This window comes from Azospirillum brasilense (assembly GCF_007827815.1).
GTDB classification, from domain to species: Bacteria; Pseudomonadota; Alphaproteobacteria; order Azospirillales; family Azospirillaceae; genus Azospirillum; species Azospirillum brasilense_C.
In genome coordinates, this window is sequence record NZ_VITH01000018.1 from 65,662 (window position 1) to 80,177 (window position 14,516).

A 14,516-nucleotide genomic window follows, 5' to 3' on the forward strand; every position below is an offset into this window, starting at 1 on the left:
GAGGGTTGAATTCCCCAGAATGAGGCTCAGCGCAGGTTGCCCTTCAGCCGCTCGTTGCGGCGGCGCAGCGCCTCCAGCGTGGCGAGCAGGATGACCGAGATGGTCGTCAGGATCACCGCCGCCGCCGTGATGGTCGGGCTGATGTTCTCGCGGATGCCGCTGAACATCTCGCGCGGCAGGGTGCGCTGCTCCGGACCGGCCATGAACAGCACCACCACCACCTCGTCGAAGCTGGTGGCGAAGGCGAACAGGGCGCCCGAGGCCAGGCCCGGCAGGATCAGCGGCAGGATCACCCGGCGGAAGGCGTAGATCGGCGAGGCGCCGAGCGAGGCCGCGGCCCGCGCCAGATTCATGTCGAAGCTCTGCAGCGTCGCACTGACCGTGATGACCACGAAGGGCGTGGAGAGCGCGGTGTGCGCCAGGATCAGCCCGGCGTAGCTGCCGGTCAGGCCCAGCGGCGCGAAGAAGAAGTACAGGCCGACCGCGGTGATGACGCCCGGCACGACCACCGGCGACAGCACGATGGCCAGCACCAGCGGCTTGAACTTGCTTTTCCACTGGGCGAGGCCGAGCGAGGCGAGGGTGCCCAGCACCATCGACAGGATGGTCGAGGCCACCCCGATGATGACGCTGTTCTTCAGCGACGACACCCAGCGCGGGGAGTTCAGGAAATCCTCGTACCAGCGCAGCGAGAAGCCGGGCAGCGGGTAGGTCAGGTAGGAGCCGGAGCTGAAGGACAGCGGCATGATCGCCAGGATCGGCGCCATCAGGAAGACCAGCACCAGCGAGGCGACGACCACGGTGGTGATCCAGGCGACGCGCTGGCTGGCGGTGCGGGGGGCGTGGTTGTCGCTCAATTCTTCATCCCTCCCGTGACCTGCTGGCCGTGGACCAGCTTTCCATAGACGACGGCGAGCAGCAGCGTGGCGAGCAGGAGCACCGCGCCCAGCGCCGAGGCCAGACCCCAGTTGACGGTTTCCGTCGTGTAGAAGGCGATGAAGTAGCTGATCATCTGGTCGGCGGCGCCGCCCACCAGGGCCGGCGTGATGTAGTAGCCGATGGCCAGGATGAAGACGAGCAGGCTGCCCGCCCCGATGCCGGGCACGGTCTGCGGCAGGTAGATGCGCAGGAAGGCGGTGACCGGCGAGGCGCCGAGCGACGCCGCGGCCCGCATGTAGGCCGGCGAGATCGAGCGCATGCTGCTGTAGAGCGGCAGGATCATGAAGGGCAGCAGCACATGCGTCATCGCCACATAGACGCCGAAGCGGTTGTAGATCAGCCGCAGCGGCTCGTCGATCAGGCCGATCCAGCGCAGGCTATCGTTGACGATGCCCTCGCTCTGCAACACGACGATCCAGGCGCAGGTGCGCACCAGAAGCGAGGTCCAGAAGGGCAGCAGCACGAAGATCATCAGGACGTTCGACTGGCCCGTGGGCAGCGTCGCCAGCATGTAGGCGACCGGAAAGCCCAGGATGAGGCAGAGGACCGTGACGCCCAGGCTGATGGTGAAGGTGCGCCCGAAGACGTCGCGGTAGATCGCCTGCTCCTCGGGGGCGGCGACGATGGCGCCGTCCACGTTGCGCGTCAGGTCCAGTGCGCCCAGCAGGTAGAAGCTGGTGAGCGGCCCGCTGGCGCCCTTGATCGCCGCCCAGGTGGCGCGTTCGCCCCAGGCCGGGTTGATGGCGATCAGCGTGTCCTTGGCGTTGCCGGGTTCGGGCAGGGTCTTCAGGTTGCGCGCCGTGCCCGACATGATGGTGCGGAAGCCGTTCAGCGCGTAGTTCAGCCGCTTGGACGCGATGGCGACGGTGCCGGCGTCACGCGCCGTGCGGATGTCGCCGGCCAGCGCGGCGAAGGCCGGCTCGCCCGGAACGTCCTTGCCGTCCCAGTCGGCCAGGGCCGCGACGGTGTGGGGCATGACCTGACGCACCTCCCAGTCGTCGACCGACCGCCAGAGCATGCCGGCGATGGGACCGAGGAAGGTGAACAGCAGGAAGAGGAGGAGCGGCAGGATCAGCGCCAGGGCCTTGAGCCGGCGCGTCCGCTCCGCCCGTTTCAGGCGGCGCTTGAGAGGCACCTCGGACGACGCATCGGCGCCGGCGACGAACGCGGCTGTCATGGGCGGCCTATTTCGAAAAATGCGGTAGAGATTGTGTGTAGGTGGTCGAGGAGGGCCCCCTCCCTAACCCTCCCCCGCTTCGCAGGGGAGGGGACCAATCTCCCTCCCCCGCGTCAGCGGGGAAGGGCCGGGGAGGGGGCCCGTCGCAACCACTCAGAGACGGAAGCGGCTTACTTCGCCGCCCACTTGTTGAAGCGCTCGGTCAGGCGGTCGATGTTCTCCAGCCAGAAGGGAACGCTGATCTCGACCGCGTTCTTCATGTTCTCCGGAGCGGTCGGCAGGTCCGTCAGAACCGCCGGAGCCAGCTTGGACGGGGCGTCCTTGTTGGAGGTGCCGTAGGCGATGTTCTCGGACAGCTTGGCCTGGTTCTCCGCCTTGCCGACGAAGTCGAGGAACTTGTAGGCGGCGTCCTTGTTCGGGCTGCCCTTCAGGATCACCCAGCTGTCGATGGTGTAGAGCGCGCCGTTCCACACCATGCCGAAGTTCTTCTTCTCGGCCTTGTTGGCGGCGTCGATGCGGCCGTTGTAGACCGAGGTCATCGCCACCTCGCCCGAGGCCAGCAGCTGCGGCGGCTGGGCGCCGGCCTTCCACCAGACGATGTCGTTCTTGATGGTGTCCAGCTTCTTGAAGGCGCGCTCCAGACCCTCTTCGGTGCCCAGGACCTTGTAGACGTCCTTCGGCGCGACACCGTCGGCCATCAGGGCGATCTCAAGGGTGGTCTTGGCGCCCTGGCGCAGACCGCGCTTGCCCGGATACTTGGTGGTGTCGAAGAAGTCGGCCCAGCTCTTCGGCGCGTCCTTGAGCTTGTCCTTGTCGTAGCCGAGCACGAAGTCGTACACGATCGCGCCGACGCCGCAGGCATCGACGGTCTGCGGCAGGTAGGCCTGCTCGCCGCCGATCTTGCTGAACTCCATCGTCTCGAACAGGCCCTCTTCGCAACCGACGGCCAGCTCCTCGCTCTCGACCTGGACGACGTCCCAGGTCGCCGCACCGCCCTGGACCTTGGCGCGCAGCACGCCGATGCCGCCGTCCCAGGACTCGTCGTTCATCGGGGTGCCGGCCTTCTTGAACGGCTCGAAATAGACCTTCTTCTGGGCTTCCTGATAGGCGCCGCCCCAGGACACGACCGTCAGGTCGCGGGCCTGCGCGGCGGTGGCCAGCGCCACACCGGCGGTGAACGTCGCAAGGAACCCAACTGCCACCTTAAGCTTCGACATCGTCCCCGTTCCTTCATTATGTGTGGTTGCGTCAGGAGGTGGTGCGCGCCCCCGGTCCCCCCTCCCGGAGAGACCGGACGGACGGGTCGCTGCCGATCACACGGGATCGAGCGCCCGGCAGTCCTCGGGGCGGAAGCCGATGGACACGCTCTGGCCGTGGCTGAGGCCCGCGTGGGCGCCCGGCGGCAGCTTGACCATGAATTCCCCGTTGCCGGCGACCTTCAGCACGGCCAGTGCGTGGTCGCCGAGATAGATGGTGTCCTGCACCTGGGCGGGCAGGGCGTTCATGCCGTCCGGGGCCTGCCCGTCGGTCAGGATGCTGATGCGCTCCGGCCGGACCGACAGCGCGGTGGCGGCCCCGGCGCCTGCGACATTGACCGCCTGGGCCACGACCGAACCGCCCGACGCCAGGGCCACGCGGCAGAAGCCCTGTTCGATATTCTCGACGGTGCCGCTCAGCACGTTGTTCTCGCCGATGAAGTTGGCGACGAAGCTGTTGACCGGGCGTTCGTACAGCGCGTCCGGCTTGTCGATCTGCTGCACGATGCCGTCGTTGAACACCGCGATGCGGTCCGACATGGTCAGCGCCTCGCTCTGGTCGTGCGTGACGTAGACGACGGTGATGCCCATCGTCTCGTGCAGCTGCTTGATCTCGAGCTGCATGTGCTCGCGCAGCCGCTTGTCCAGCGCGCCCAGCGGCTCGTCCATCAGGACGAGCTGCGGGTTGAAGACCAGCGCGCGGGCGAGCGCCACGCGCTGCTGCTGGCCGCCCGACAGCTGGCCGGGATGGCGGTGCGCCAGATTCTCCAGCTTGATCATGCGCAGCGCCGAGCGCACCCGCTCCTTCACCTCGGACCGCGGCATCTTGCGCACGGTCAGCGGGAAGGCGACGTTCTCTTCGATCGTCAGGTGGGGGAACAGCGCGTAGTTCTGGAAGACCATGCCGATGTCGCGCTTGTGCGGCGGCATGTTCTTGATCGGCCGGTCGGCGAGATAGATATCGCCGTGGGTGGGGACCTCGAAGCCGGCCAGCATCATCAGCGTGGTCGTCTTGCCCGAGCCCGAAGGGCCGAGCAGGGTGACGAACTCGCCCTTCTTGATGTCGAGGTCGAGGTTCTTCACCACGAGGTGTTCGCCGTCATAGGTCTTCTGGACCCCGACGAAGCGCACCAGTGCCTGTGCGGTCGTGACCATGCCGCCGTCCATCATCCTCCCCCCGTCCGAGGTGTCCCGAGCGCGGTCCGGGGTCAGGGTTGCGTTCCCGACACAGGACCTATGCAATGGGTCAGACGGTATACCCGTTTAATAAATTCGACAAGCCCGACGCTCGCATTGTGATCAATTCAACGGTTCGGCGTCGGTCTGACGAAATTTTGTGCATCTGCGAAGGCCGTGCACGCGGTTTGAACGGGAGTTTGCTCCTTCCTTGACCGCTTGAAAACCCAGACTTTGGGAGGTTCGGGGTCCGGACGGGCGATTTTTCCCGAGTCGCCGGTCAGGTGCCGGGGATCGGTGGAACAAACGGAACGATCCGTTCGACGAGACCGGTGAATTTTTTCACCAGGGGCGAACTTTCGTTGCTCCGTTGGGCCAGTTGCAGGGTGGTGACGGCGTCCGGCGTGTCGAGCGGCCGGTACACCACTCCCTCCAGCGCCACCTGCCGAAGCTGGCCGGGAAGAATCGACACGCCCAGCCCGGCGGCGATCAGCCCGATGATGGTGAAGGCCTCGCGCGCGTCCTGGGTCACGTTGGGGCGGAATCCGGCGGCGGCGCACAGGGCGAAGACCTGCTCGTGCGTGCTGGTGCCGAAATCGGCGGGGTAGAAGACGAAGGGCTCGTCGCGCAGCGCGGCCAGCGGCACCACCTCCCGCCCGGCCAGCGGATGGTCGGCGCGCATCACCGCCAGCAGCGGTTCCCGCACCACGTCGTGGAAGCGAAAGGACTCGGGCTCGGGGACGAAGCGCGGCTCCCGGATGAAGCCGACGTCGAGCCGGCGGTCGGCCAGCGCCGTCAACTGCTGCTTGGACGGCAGCTCGACCAGAGTCAGATGCACGTCGGGATGGGCCCGGCGGTAGGCGTCGATGATCCGCGGCACCATCGGCAGGAAGGGGGCCGCCGCGGTGAAGCCGACGCGCAGTTCGCCGACCTCGCCCTTGGCGGCGCGGCGGGTCAGCACGGCGGCGCGCTCCGCCCGCGCCAGGATCTCCCGCGCCTCGCCCAGCAGGAGCTGGCCCGGTTCGGTCAGCTCGACCCTACGCTTGGTGCGCTCGAACAGGCGGGCGCCCAGCTCGGCCTCCAGCGCCTGGATCGACTGGCTGAGCGGCGGCTGCCCGATGCCCAGCCGGGCGGCGGCGCGGCTGAAATGCAGCTCCTCGGCGACGGCCACGAAATGGCGGAGATGGCGCAGGTCCATGGCAGTGTCTTATATGAGGATCATATTAAAGTCCCCTGATAAATGTATTTGAACCATGAAAGCGACCGCGCCATGTTGGGCGCATCGGACCTAGGGAGATTTTAAACATGGCCGCCAAGACCGGAGCCGCCTCCGCCAAGCTCGCTTCCTTCGCCTGGGAAGACCCGCTGCTCCTCGACGAGCAGCTGACCGAGGACGAGCGGATGATCCGCGACGCCGCGCGCAGCTATTGCCAGGACAAGCTGCTGCCGCGCGTGACCGAGGCCAACCGGCACGAGATCTTCCACCGCGAGATCATGAACGAGATGGGCGAGCTGGGCTTCCTCGGCTCCACCATCGACGGCTACGGCTGCGCCGGGGTCAACTACGTCTCCTACGGTCTGGTCGCCCGCGAGGTCGAGCGGGTGGACAGCGGCTACCGCTCCGCCATGTCGGTGCAGTCCTCGCTGGTCATGCACCCGATCTACGCCTACGGCAGCGAGGCGCAGCGCGAGAAGTACCTGCCGAAGCTCGCCACCGGCGAATGGATCGGCTGCTTCGGCCTGACCGAGCCGGACGCCGGCTCCGACCCCGCCGGCATGAAGACCCGCGCCAAGAAGGTCGCGGACGGTTACATCGTCAGCGGCGCGAAGATGTGGATCACCAACTCGCCGGTCGCCGACGTCTTCGTCGTCTGGGCGAAGAACGACGAGGGCAAGATCAACGGTTTCGTGCTCGAAAAGGGCATGAAGGGCCTGTCGGCGCCGAAGATCGAGGGCAAGTTCTCGCTGCGCGCCTCGGCCACCGGCGAGATCGTCATGGACGAGGTGTTCGTGCCGGAGGAGAACCGCCTGCCGAACATCGAGGGCATCGTCGGCCCGTTCGGCTGCCTGAACCGCGCCCGCTACGGCATCGCCTGGGGCGCCATGGGCGCCGCGGAGTTCTGCTTCCACGCCGCCCGCCAGTACCAGATCGACCGCAAGCAGTTCGGCCGTCCGCTGGCCGCGAACCAGATCCCGCAGCTCAAGCTCGCCAACATGCAGACGGAGATCGCGCTCGGCCTGCAGGCCGCGCTGCAGGTCGGCCGCCTCCTCGACGAGGGCAAGGCGGCGCCGGAGATGATCTCGCTCATCAAGCGCAACAACTGCGGCAAGGCCCTGGACATCGCCCGCGTCGCCCGTGACATGCACGGCGGCAACGGCATCGCCGACGAGTTCCACGTCATCCGCCACGTGATGAACCTGGAGGCGGTGAACACCTACGAGGGCACGCACGACATCCACGCCCTGATCCTGGGCCGCGCCATCACCGGCATCCAGGCCTTCGCGTGAGGTGATGTTGTCCCTCTCCCGCCTCGGGAGAGGGAAGGGGCCCACGCCCCCGGCGTGGGAAGGGTGAGGGTGCCGCCAAGGATCAGCGCGACGATCCTCGTACGACCCTCACCCGCCCGCTGACGCGGGCACCCTCTCCCGGGGCGGGAGAGGGGAATCAGGCGCTTTTCCATGAGGACCCCACCATGCCCGGCCCGCTTTCCCATGTCCGTGTCCTGGAACTCTCCCGCGTGCTCGCCGGGCCGTGGGCGGCGCAGACGCTGGCTGATCTCGGCGCCGACGTCATCAAGGTCGAACGGCCCGGCGCCGGGGACGACACGCGCGCCTGGGGTCCCCCCTGGGCGGGCGAGGAGTCGGCCTATTTCCTCTCCACCAACCGTGGCAAGCGGTCGATCACCATCGACTTCGAACGCCCGGAAGGCCAGGAGCTGGTGCGCAAGCTGGCCGCCCAGGCCGACGTCGTCATCGAGAACTTCAAGGTTGGCGGGCTGGTCAAGTACGGGCTGGACTATGACAGCCTGAAGGCGATCAACCCCGGCCTCGTCTACTGCTCGATCACCGGATTCGGGCAGGACGGCCCCTACGCCAAGCGCGCCGGCTACGATTTCATGATCCAGGGCATGGGCGGGCTGATGAGCATCACCGGCCAGCCCGACGCCGAGGCGGGCGGCGGGCCGGTCAAGGTCGGCGTCGCGGTCACCGACGTCTTCACCGGCCTCTACGCCACCATCGGCGTGCTCGGCGCTCTGGCCCACCGCGACCGGACGGGGGAGGGGCAGTGGGTGAACCTCGCCCTGCTCGACGTCCAGGTGGCGGTGCTGGCGAACCAGGCCATGAACTATCTGGTCGGTGGCAAGGCGCCGCAGCGGCTGGGCAACGCCCACCCGAACATCGTGCCCTACCAAGCCTTCGCCACGTTGGACGGCCACATCATCCTGGCGGTCGGCAACGACGGGCAGTTCACCAAGTTCTGTCAGGTCGCCGGCCGTCCGGAGCTGGCGCAGGACCCGCGCTACGCCACCAACCCGGCCCGCGTCGCCAACCGCAAGGAGCTGGTGCCGATCCTGGAACTGCTGCTGGAGCAGCGGACCAGCCGCGACTGGCTGTCGGCTCTGGAGGCGGTGGGCGTGCCCTGCGGGCCGATCAACGACGTGTCCCAGGTCTTTGCCGACCCCCACGTGCAGGCCCGCCACATCCACCAAGACCTGCCGCACCCGACCGCCGGGACGGTGCCGACGGTGGCGAGCCCGATCCGCTACTCCGCGACCCCCATCGAGCATACGGTCGCCCCACCGACGCTCGGCCAGCACACCGACGCCGTGCTGGAGGAGGCGCTGGGCCTATGCGCGGCGGACATCGCCGCCCTGCGGGAGAAGGGCGTGGTCTGAACCGCGCGCACCCGTCATTTTGCCGCCCCGATCCCATCCCTTCCCCCGCCGTGCGCGGGGGGAGGGATTTTTTGCGTGAACCGAGATGATCGCCTCCAGCACCCCGTCCTCCGCCGCCACCGACACCCGCCTGGGCATCCTGCTGATGCTGCTGGGCATGTCGCTGTTCACCGTCAACGACGCGCTCGGCAAATGGCTGGTCGCCGACTATCCGGTGGCGATGCTGCTGGCCATCCGCAGCCTGTTCGGCGCGATGCTGCTGGCCCCGCTGATCCTGCGCGAAGGGGTGTGGTCGGTCTTCGCGGTGAAGCGGCTGCCGTTGCATCTTCTGCGCGTCGGCTGCGTGGCGGGCGAGGTCGCCTGCTTCTATTGGGCGGTGCGGTCGCTGCCGCTGGCCAACGTCATGACCATCTACATGGCCGCCCCGCTGATCGTCACCGCCCTGTCGGTGCCGCTGCTCGGCGAGAAGGTGGGCTGGCGCCGCTGGGCCGCGGTGGTGGTCGGCTTCGCCGGGGTGGTGATCGTGCTGAACCCGACGGGCCAGTTCGACGCGGTGCCGTCGCTGGTCGCCCTGTTCGGCACGCTGGTCTTCTCCACGGGCCTGATCTCCACCCGGCTGCTGCGCGATTCGAGCAACCTGTCTCTGGTCAGCTTCCAGACCTTCGGCACCGGCCTGCTCGGCAGTGCGGCGCTGCCGCTGGTCTGGGTGCCGCCGCCGGGGTTGGACTTCCTGCTGCTGGGCGCGCTCGGCGTCACGGCGCTGGTCGGGCACGCGGCGATGAACCGTTCGCTCCAGCTCAGCCCGGCGGCGGTCGTCGTGCCGTTCCAGTATGTCTCGATCATCTGGGCGGTGGTGCTCGACCTGCTGGTCTGGGGCACGGCGCCGACCCTGCGCATCATCGTCGGTGCGCTGCTCATCATCGGCAGCGGCCTGTTCGTCTTCCACCGCGAGCAGGCGTTGAACCGCGGTGCCGCGGCCGAGGCCAACGCCAGCGGCGGCCCCGGCGCTTAAAAACGGCGCCTAAAGCGGGAAGAAGCGCGGCTCAAGCCGGACGGCGACGGGCTCCACCGGGGTCCAGCCGAGGCGCGCGATCACCGCGTTCGACTCCACCGCCCGGCGCCCCGGTCCCAGCGACCATGTGATGTGGTAGATGCCGCCGCCGGGCCGGCCGGTCGTCCCGGCGATGGCGACGACCAGCGCCTGAACGCCTTCGCCGTCGTCGGCCAGCCCGAGGACCGTTCCCTCACGTTCCGTGGGCAGCGGATGTCCCGCTCCGACGCCGTGGGCCAACGTGATGTGATGGGCGACGGTGCGGGCGTAGCGCGCCGGGAACCGCGCCAGCAGGCGGGCGCGCTCCGCCTCCGGCAGCGCCCAGCCGACATAGCCTCCGCGGCGCGTCATGCGATCTCCCCGGTGCCCTCAGCGGCGTCCACCCCGCAGGATGTCGTCCATAACCTGGTTGGCCTCCGCCGGTCCGGCAATCAGCTCGATCATGCGGATGGCGGTGTAGCCGGTCCGTGCGTCGCCGACCCCGTCCGCCAGCGACTGCCGTGCCGTGCCGGTCAGCGAGGCGGTGGCCTGCTGGGTCACGCTCTTCAGCTCGCCGCGCAGGCCCAGCGTGTCGGCGATGGTCGAGCATTTGCGCAGGGCGCGCGCCTGATTCTCGGCCTGCGCCATCCGCGCCGTGTCGGTGCCGGGGACCAGCGTCTCCACCGCGGTGAGGATTTCGGTGTCCGCGCCGTCGAGCACCTGGGTGCGCACCAGCTCGTGCACCGAGTTCCGGATGGTCTTCAGCCGCTGGTCGAAGTCCTTGTTGCGGCTGTGTTCCATGGCGTTGCGCGTGGCCTCCAGGCTGGCCACCAGATCGACCGCGAGGGTGGCGGCGGCCATGCGGTCCACCGTGCCGCCGGAGGCCGAGGCGACGCCGCGCGACCGTTCCTCGATCTGCGCCACCACCGTGCCGCCGAGGTCCAGGAACAGGGCGGCCCGGTCGCTGGACTTCTGGCCCAGGTCCATGTCCCACAGGCTGCCCAGCAGGATCGACGGGTCGGACAGGCGGGCCGCGGCCAGAAGGATGAACAGTTTCAGCGCCTCCGGGCGGGAGCGCGCGACCTGCCGCCCGATGGCCTGGATGCCGTCCAGATGGTCCTTGTGCAGCTTCTGAATCGGCTTGGGCGACAGGACGGCCTTCAGCTCCGCCACCGGCTGGGCGATGGTCAGGATGCGGGCGATGTCCTCAAGGGTCCGGATGCGGTCGGGGTTCAGCCGCAGCCCTAGCTCGTCGGCGAAGCGCCCCGTCTCCGTCTGCTCCAGAATGCCGGCCACGGCGGCGGAGGCCATGGACCAGAAGGCGCGGGCCGGCTCTGCCCGCGACGCGCCGTCGCCCAGCGCGCCCGTGACGCCGCGCAGCCGCTCCTTGCCGATCTGACCCTCCACCAGCGGCCACAGGGCGTTGACGGCGTCGCGGTCCACCTTGTTCAGCGGCGCCGGCTGGTTGCCGGTGGGAAGCTGGAACAGGTCCTCGAACGGCTCGCAGAACAGCCGCTTGAAGGTCGCGCGCCGCCTGGGCCGCACCTCGGCCAGACGGGGGCGGATCAGCGAGAAGGTGTGCCGGACCTCCGGATGGTCGCCGATCTGCTGGAGCAGGTCGACCACCTGCCGGAACCGGGCCTCGTCGATGTCCAGCAGCTTGGTGCCGAGGCTGAGAAGGGCCTTGGGATCGGTGGTCATGGGTCAGGCCGCCTTCGCCTTGATCGCCTCGATCCGCATCACGAGGTCCATGTCGAGCTGGCCGCTGCGCCAGTCCACATAGGCCCGTACCGTGCGGCGGTTCGAGGCGAGAAGCCGGTCGGCCAGCAGCGCGTGGTCGGACTTCTCCTCGTCCTTGGGCAGCAGGGGCAGGACGCGGAACAGCTCGTGCACGGTCATGTCCTGCTCGTGCTTGCTCCGGGTCTGGGCCTCCGCCCAGCTCGTGATGATGAAGTCCCAGCCGTCGAGCAGCCAGGACAGCCGGGTGGTCGACCTGCGCACCAGCGTGCGCTTGGTGTCCCACTGGCGCAGCAGCGTTTCAAAAGCGGCGACCGACTGGTCGAGCTGGTTCACCACGTTGCGGACCTGGTTGAGCGTGTGCTCCGCCACCTCCGCGCAGAAGGTGCCGATGGGGGCGGCCTCCGACACGCTGCCGTTCGCCCAGTCGGTCAAGCTGTCGCGGAACTGCAGCAGGTCGCGGGCCAGACGGCGGAGCCGCGCCGGCTTCGGCGAGGTGGCGATGCCCACCGGCTCCATGAAGGTCGCCAGCTCGGCCACGCGCGCGTAGAGTTCGGTCGGCTCCAGGGCGAGGCTCTGGGCCGCCTTGGTCATGTAGCTGCGGGTCAGCTGCTCGCCCTTTTCCGAGCCGAGGCCGGCGCGCAGGATGTCGGTCGATTCCAGCCCGACCGCCTTCAGCACCTCGACGATGAGCTGGTAGTTGATGAGCAGCCGCTGCTCGTCCTCGTCGCGCAGCGCCGCCTCCGCCGCCTCGACGGCCAGCGGTCCGGCGAGGCCGCAGCGCGCCGCCTGGAGCACCGCCTTGCGGATGTCGTCCGGCGAGCAGCCGTCCGCCTTGCGGATCAGGTCCTGCAGCATGCGGTCGTGGACGGTCATCGGGAAGGCGAGCGGCAGACCCTTCCACGGCACCACATAGACGCCGTGCCCGTCCGACAGGTTGGGAATCAGAACCTCCAGCTTGTCCCGGTCGTCCTTGCGCACCCGCGTCTGCGCCAGCACCGGGGTGGTGAAGGCCACGGCGGCGCCGCGCTCCTCGAAGGTGGAGGGAGCAAAATTCGTAAGTGAACGCATGGTTCTCGGGTCGGGAGGGAAGTGGAACGCCGTGCGGTACCACCCCTAGCATGATTCGCTCAATTTTTCGTTAAATCCGCACAAGATCATCCTTTCCTCAGCCCTTTGGAGGTAAGGCGCCACACCGGCGGTCATTTGCCCGTTATTCAGCCAGAGGGTGCGGTGCGGACAGGCAAGGGGGCGTGGCGGATGGCCGTGGTGAAATGGATCGGCTACGGCCTGTTGGGGCTGGTGGTGACGGTGGCGGCGGGCGTCGGCATCGCCCTGGCCGTCTTCGACTGGAACGACGCCCGCGGCTTCATCGCCCGGCAGGCGTCCAAGGCGCTGAACCGCGAGGTCGCCATCGACGGCGATCTCCACGTCCGGTTGGGGGACCCGCTGCGCATCCGCGTCGAGGGGCTTCGGGTCGCCAACGCGGAGTGGAGCGACGACAAGACGATGGCGGAGCTGCGGGTGCTGGATCTTCAACTCCGCCCCTGGCCGCTGCTGCGCGGCGATTTCGAGTTTCCGGAAATCCGCCTCACCGGTCCCAGGCTGCTTCTGGAGAAGAACCGCGAGGGCGCCGCCAACTGGGACTTCGGCGGGCCGGACCCGCGCAAGGAGGCGGCGAAGGAGACGGTGAAGCCGGAAGACCGCACCGACCTGCCGATCATCGAGACGCTGGTGGTCGAGGAGGGGCGTATGCGCTTCCGCGACCCGACCCGCAAGATCGACATCGACAGCGGCGTCAACACGGCGGTCGGCGGCAACGGCGACCAGGAGGTCCGGCTGGAGGGCAAGGGTGACTTCGCCGGCAAGCCCTTCACCCTGACGGCGGCCGGCGGCTCGCTGGAGTATCTGCGCGACGATCCCAAGCCCTATCCGCTGCGCGTCGAGACGGCCATCGGCAAGACGCGCGGCAAGATCGAGGGCTCGATCGCCGAGCCGGTGCTGCTCCAGGGCGTCGACCTGTCGGTGGAACTGCGCGGCGACGATCTGGCCGACGTCTTCCCGATCCTGGGCATTCCGGTGCCGACAACGCGGCCCTACGCCATTTCCGGCCATCTCGGGCGGGAGGGCGACGTCTGGCGGTTCGAGGGGATGAAGGGCAAGGTCGGCGAAAGCGACCTGTCCGGACAGGTGGCGGTCGATCTGGGTGGCGAGCGTCCGCGGATCACCGGCGACCTCACGTCGCGCAAGCTGGCGGCGATCGATCTGGCGGGCTTCATCGGCGCCTCGCCGGAAGGCCGCGGCGACTACCCGACCAAGGGGCGGGAGCGGATCATCCCGGCCACCGAGGTGCCGCTGGAGAAGCTGCGCACCGCCGACATGGACGTGAAGTTCCGTGGCGAGCATGTGGAGGCGCCCTTCTCCACGCTGGACGCGCTCGACGCGCGGGCGAAGCTGGAGAACGGGCGGCTGGTGCTCGACCCGCTGTCGCTCGGCGTCGGCGGCGGGCGGGTGGCCGGGACGGCGGTGCTCGACGGCGGGCGGAAGACCCCGGCGTTGGACGTGAACCTGGACGTTCGGCAGATCAAGCTGGCCCGCCTGTTCCGCGAGACGGCCTTCGCGCAGGAGATGGGCGGCACGGCCAGCGGGCGCATCCAGCTGAAGGGGCAGGGGACCACGGTCGCCAACATCCTGGGGTCCTCCGACGGCAAGCTGGGCGTTGCCGTGGACGGCGGCCGGATCACCAGCTACGCGGTCAAGGGGCTGAAGACCAACATCCTGGAAACGCTGGGCGTGGTCCTGTCCGGCGACAAACCCTTGCCCTTCAACTGTCTGGTCGCCGACGTGGCGGTGAAGGACGGGCTGGTGGAAAGCCGCGCGTTGGTGCTCGACACGCCGGAAACGCTGGTGACGGCCGACGGCACGATCAACCTGCGCAGCGAGGCGATGGACCTGACCGTGCTGGGGCGGGCCAAAAGCCCCCAGATCTTTGCCACCCATGTCCCGGTCCATGTCCGCGGCACCCTGGGGGCGCCGGACATCGGGGTGAACGCGGCGGAGTCGGCGGCGCGCGGCGCGGCGGCGGTGGCGCTGGGCGTCCTGCTGACTCCGCTCGCCAGCGTCCTGCCTTTTCTTGACCCAGGCAGTGACGAGCAGCCACACTGCGGCGAACTTGTCCGGAACGCCCGGTCGCCGTCGAACGCCAACACCGGCTCCAGCGGGGCCGGCAAGGGGCGCGACGCGGCGCCATCGGGCTCATCCTCCGGCAAATCCCAGTAACGACGCACCAACAATTCCCGAAAAAA

General features: G+C 68.6%; 12 protein-coding genes. 4 read left to right on the forward strand and 8 right to left on the reverse strand.

The annotated features are described in order from the left end of the window. Positions 1-26: 26 nt before the first annotated feature. The 5 genes from FBZ83_RS27260 to FBZ83_RS27280 form a co-directional block, all read right to left on the reverse strand. On the reverse strand, positions 27-857 hold the full coding sequence (locus FBZ83_RS27260) for an ABC transporter permease (protein ID WP_186466205.1): 831 nt from the start codon (positions 855-857) through the stop codon (positions 27-29). After that, entirely contained in the window at positions 854-2,116 is a 1,263-nt protein-coding gene (locus FBZ83_RS27265; protein WP_145689928.1) for an ABC transporter permease, read from the reverse strand. The genes FBZ83_RS27260 and FBZ83_RS27265 overlap by 4 nt, the downstream gene beginning before the upstream one ends. Positions 2,117-2,286: 170 nt before the next feature. Then, complete coding sequence (locus FBZ83_RS27270) at positions 2,287-3,333, reverse strand: ABC transporter substrate-binding protein (protein ID WP_145679243.1); 1,047 nt, start codon at positions 3,331-3,333, stop codon at positions 2,287-2,289. Positions 3,334-3,429: 96 nt separating this feature from the next. After that, positions 3,430-4,527 carry an ABC transporter ATP-binding protein gene (locus FBZ83_RS27275; protein ID WP_244947760.1) on the reverse strand — a complete coding sequence of 366 codons (1,098 nt, stop codon included), beginning with the start codon at positions 4,525-4,527 and terminating at the stop codon, positions 3,430-3,432. 301 nt (positions 4,528-4,828) lie between these two features. Further along, on the reverse strand, positions 4,829-5,746 hold the full coding sequence (locus FBZ83_RS27280) for a LysR substrate-binding domain-containing protein (protein WP_145689929.1): 918 nt from the start codon (positions 5,744-5,746) through the stop codon (positions 4,829-4,831). 107 nt (positions 5,747-5,853) lie between these two features. On the opposite strand from FBZ83_RS27280, the gene FBZ83_RS27285 reads away from it, so the two are divergent. The 3 genes from FBZ83_RS27285 to FBZ83_RS27295 all read left to right on the forward strand — a co-directional run bounded on the left by FBZ83_RS27285 (position 5,854) and on the right by FBZ83_RS27295 (position 9,456). Then, positions 5,854-7,056: an acyl-CoA dehydrogenase gene (locus FBZ83_RS27285; protein ID WP_145689930.1), complete on the forward strand. Its 1,203-nt coding sequence runs from the start codon at positions 5,854-5,856 to the stop codon at positions 7,054-7,056. Between the two features lie 185 nt (positions 7,057-7,241). Then, positions 7,242-8,444: a CaiB/BaiF CoA transferase family protein gene (locus tag FBZ83_RS27290; RefSeq protein WP_145689931.1), complete on the forward strand. Its 1,203-nt coding sequence runs from the start codon at positions 7,242-7,244 to the stop codon at positions 8,442-8,444. Positions 8,445-8,529: 85 nt separating this feature from the next. Further along, positions 8,530-9,456 (forward strand): DMT family transporter, encoded by a 927-nt coding sequence (locus FBZ83_RS27295; RefSeq protein ID WP_145689932.1) that lies wholly within the window; start codon positions 8,530-8,532, stop codon positions 9,454-9,456. 9 nt (positions 9,457-9,465) lie between these two features. Here FBZ83_RS27295 and FBZ83_RS27300 read toward each other — a convergent pair whose 3' ends face one another. From FBZ83_RS27300 to FBZ83_RS27310, 3 genes are read right to left on the reverse strand one after another with little or no spacing between them, the layout of a single operon-like run. Next, positions 9,466-9,846, reverse strand: coding sequence for a hypothetical protein (locus FBZ83_RS27300; RefSeq protein WP_145689933.1), 381 nt, complete (start codon positions 9,844-9,846; stop codon positions 9,466-9,468). An 18-nt stretch (positions 9,847-9,864) separates the two neighbouring features. Beyond that, positions 9,865-11,175 (reverse strand): hypothetical protein, encoded by a 1,311-nt coding sequence (locus FBZ83_RS27305; protein WP_145689934.1) that lies wholly within the window; start codon positions 11,173-11,175, stop codon positions 9,865-9,867. A gap of 3 nt (positions 11,176-11,178) precedes the next feature. Next, positions 11,179-12,282 carry a hypothetical protein gene (locus tag FBZ83_RS27310; RefSeq protein WP_145689935.1) on the reverse strand — a complete coding sequence of 368 codons (1,104 nt, stop codon included), beginning with the start codon at positions 12,280-12,282 and terminating at the stop codon, positions 11,179-11,181. A 189-nt stretch (positions 12,283-12,471) separates the two neighbouring features. Between FBZ83_RS27310 and FBZ83_RS27315 the strand changes: the two genes are divergently transcribed. Next, the gene (locus FBZ83_RS27315; RefSeq protein ID WP_145689936.1) at positions 12,472-14,490 is read left to right on the forward strand and encodes an AsmA family protein; all 2,019 of its coding nucleotides are present in this window, start codon (positions 12,472-12,474) and stop codon (positions 14,488-14,490) included. Positions 14,491-14,516 lie beyond the last annotated feature (26 nt).

Excerpts from the sequence above, each read along its gene's own strand:
- FBZ83_RS27265 (WP_145689928.1), bottom strand. The coding sequence starts at position 2,116 with ATGACAGCCGCGTTCGTCGCCGGCGCCGATGCGTCGTCCGAGGTGCCT.
- FBZ83_RS27270 (WP_145679243.1), bottom strand. The coding sequence starts at position 3,333 with ATGTCGAAGCTTAAGGTGGCAGTTGGGTTCCTTGCGACGTTCACCGCC.
- FBZ83_RS27275 (WP_244947760.1), bottom strand. The coding sequence starts at position 4,527 with ATGGTCACGACCGCACAGGCACTGGTGCGCTTCGTCGGGGTCCAGAAG.
- FBZ83_RS27280 (WP_145689929.1), bottom strand. The coding sequence starts at position 5,746 with ATGGACCTGCGCCATCTCCGCCATTTCGTGGCCGTCGCCGAGGAGCTG.
- FBZ83_RS27285 (WP_145689930.1), top strand. The coding sequence starts at position 5,854 with ATGGCCGCCAAGACCGGAGCCGCCTCCGCCAAGCTCGCTTCCTTCGCC.
- FBZ83_RS27290 (WP_145689931.1), top strand. The coding sequence starts at position 7,242 with ATGCCCGGCCCGCTTTCCCATGTCCGTGTCCTGGAACTCTCCCGCGTG.
- FBZ83_RS27295 (WP_145689932.1), top strand. The coding sequence starts at position 8,530 with ATGATCGCCTCCAGCACCCCGTCCTCCGCCGCCACCGACACCCGCCTG.
- FBZ83_RS27300 (WP_145689933.1), bottom strand. The coding sequence starts at position 9,846 with ATGACGCGCCGCGGAGGCTATGTCGGCTGGGCGCTGCCGGAGGCGGAG.
- FBZ83_RS27305 (WP_145689934.1), bottom strand. The coding sequence starts at position 11,175 with ATGACCACCGATCCCAAGGCCCTTCTCAGCCTCGGCACCAAGCTGCTG.
- FBZ83_RS27310 (WP_145689935.1), bottom strand. The coding sequence starts at position 12,282 with ATGCGTTCACTTACGAATTTTGCTCCCTCCACCTTCGAGGAGCGCGGC.
- FBZ83_RS27315 (WP_145689936.1), top strand. The coding sequence starts at position 12,472 with ATGGCCGTGGTGAAATGGATCGGCTACGGCCTGTTGGGGCTGGTGGTG.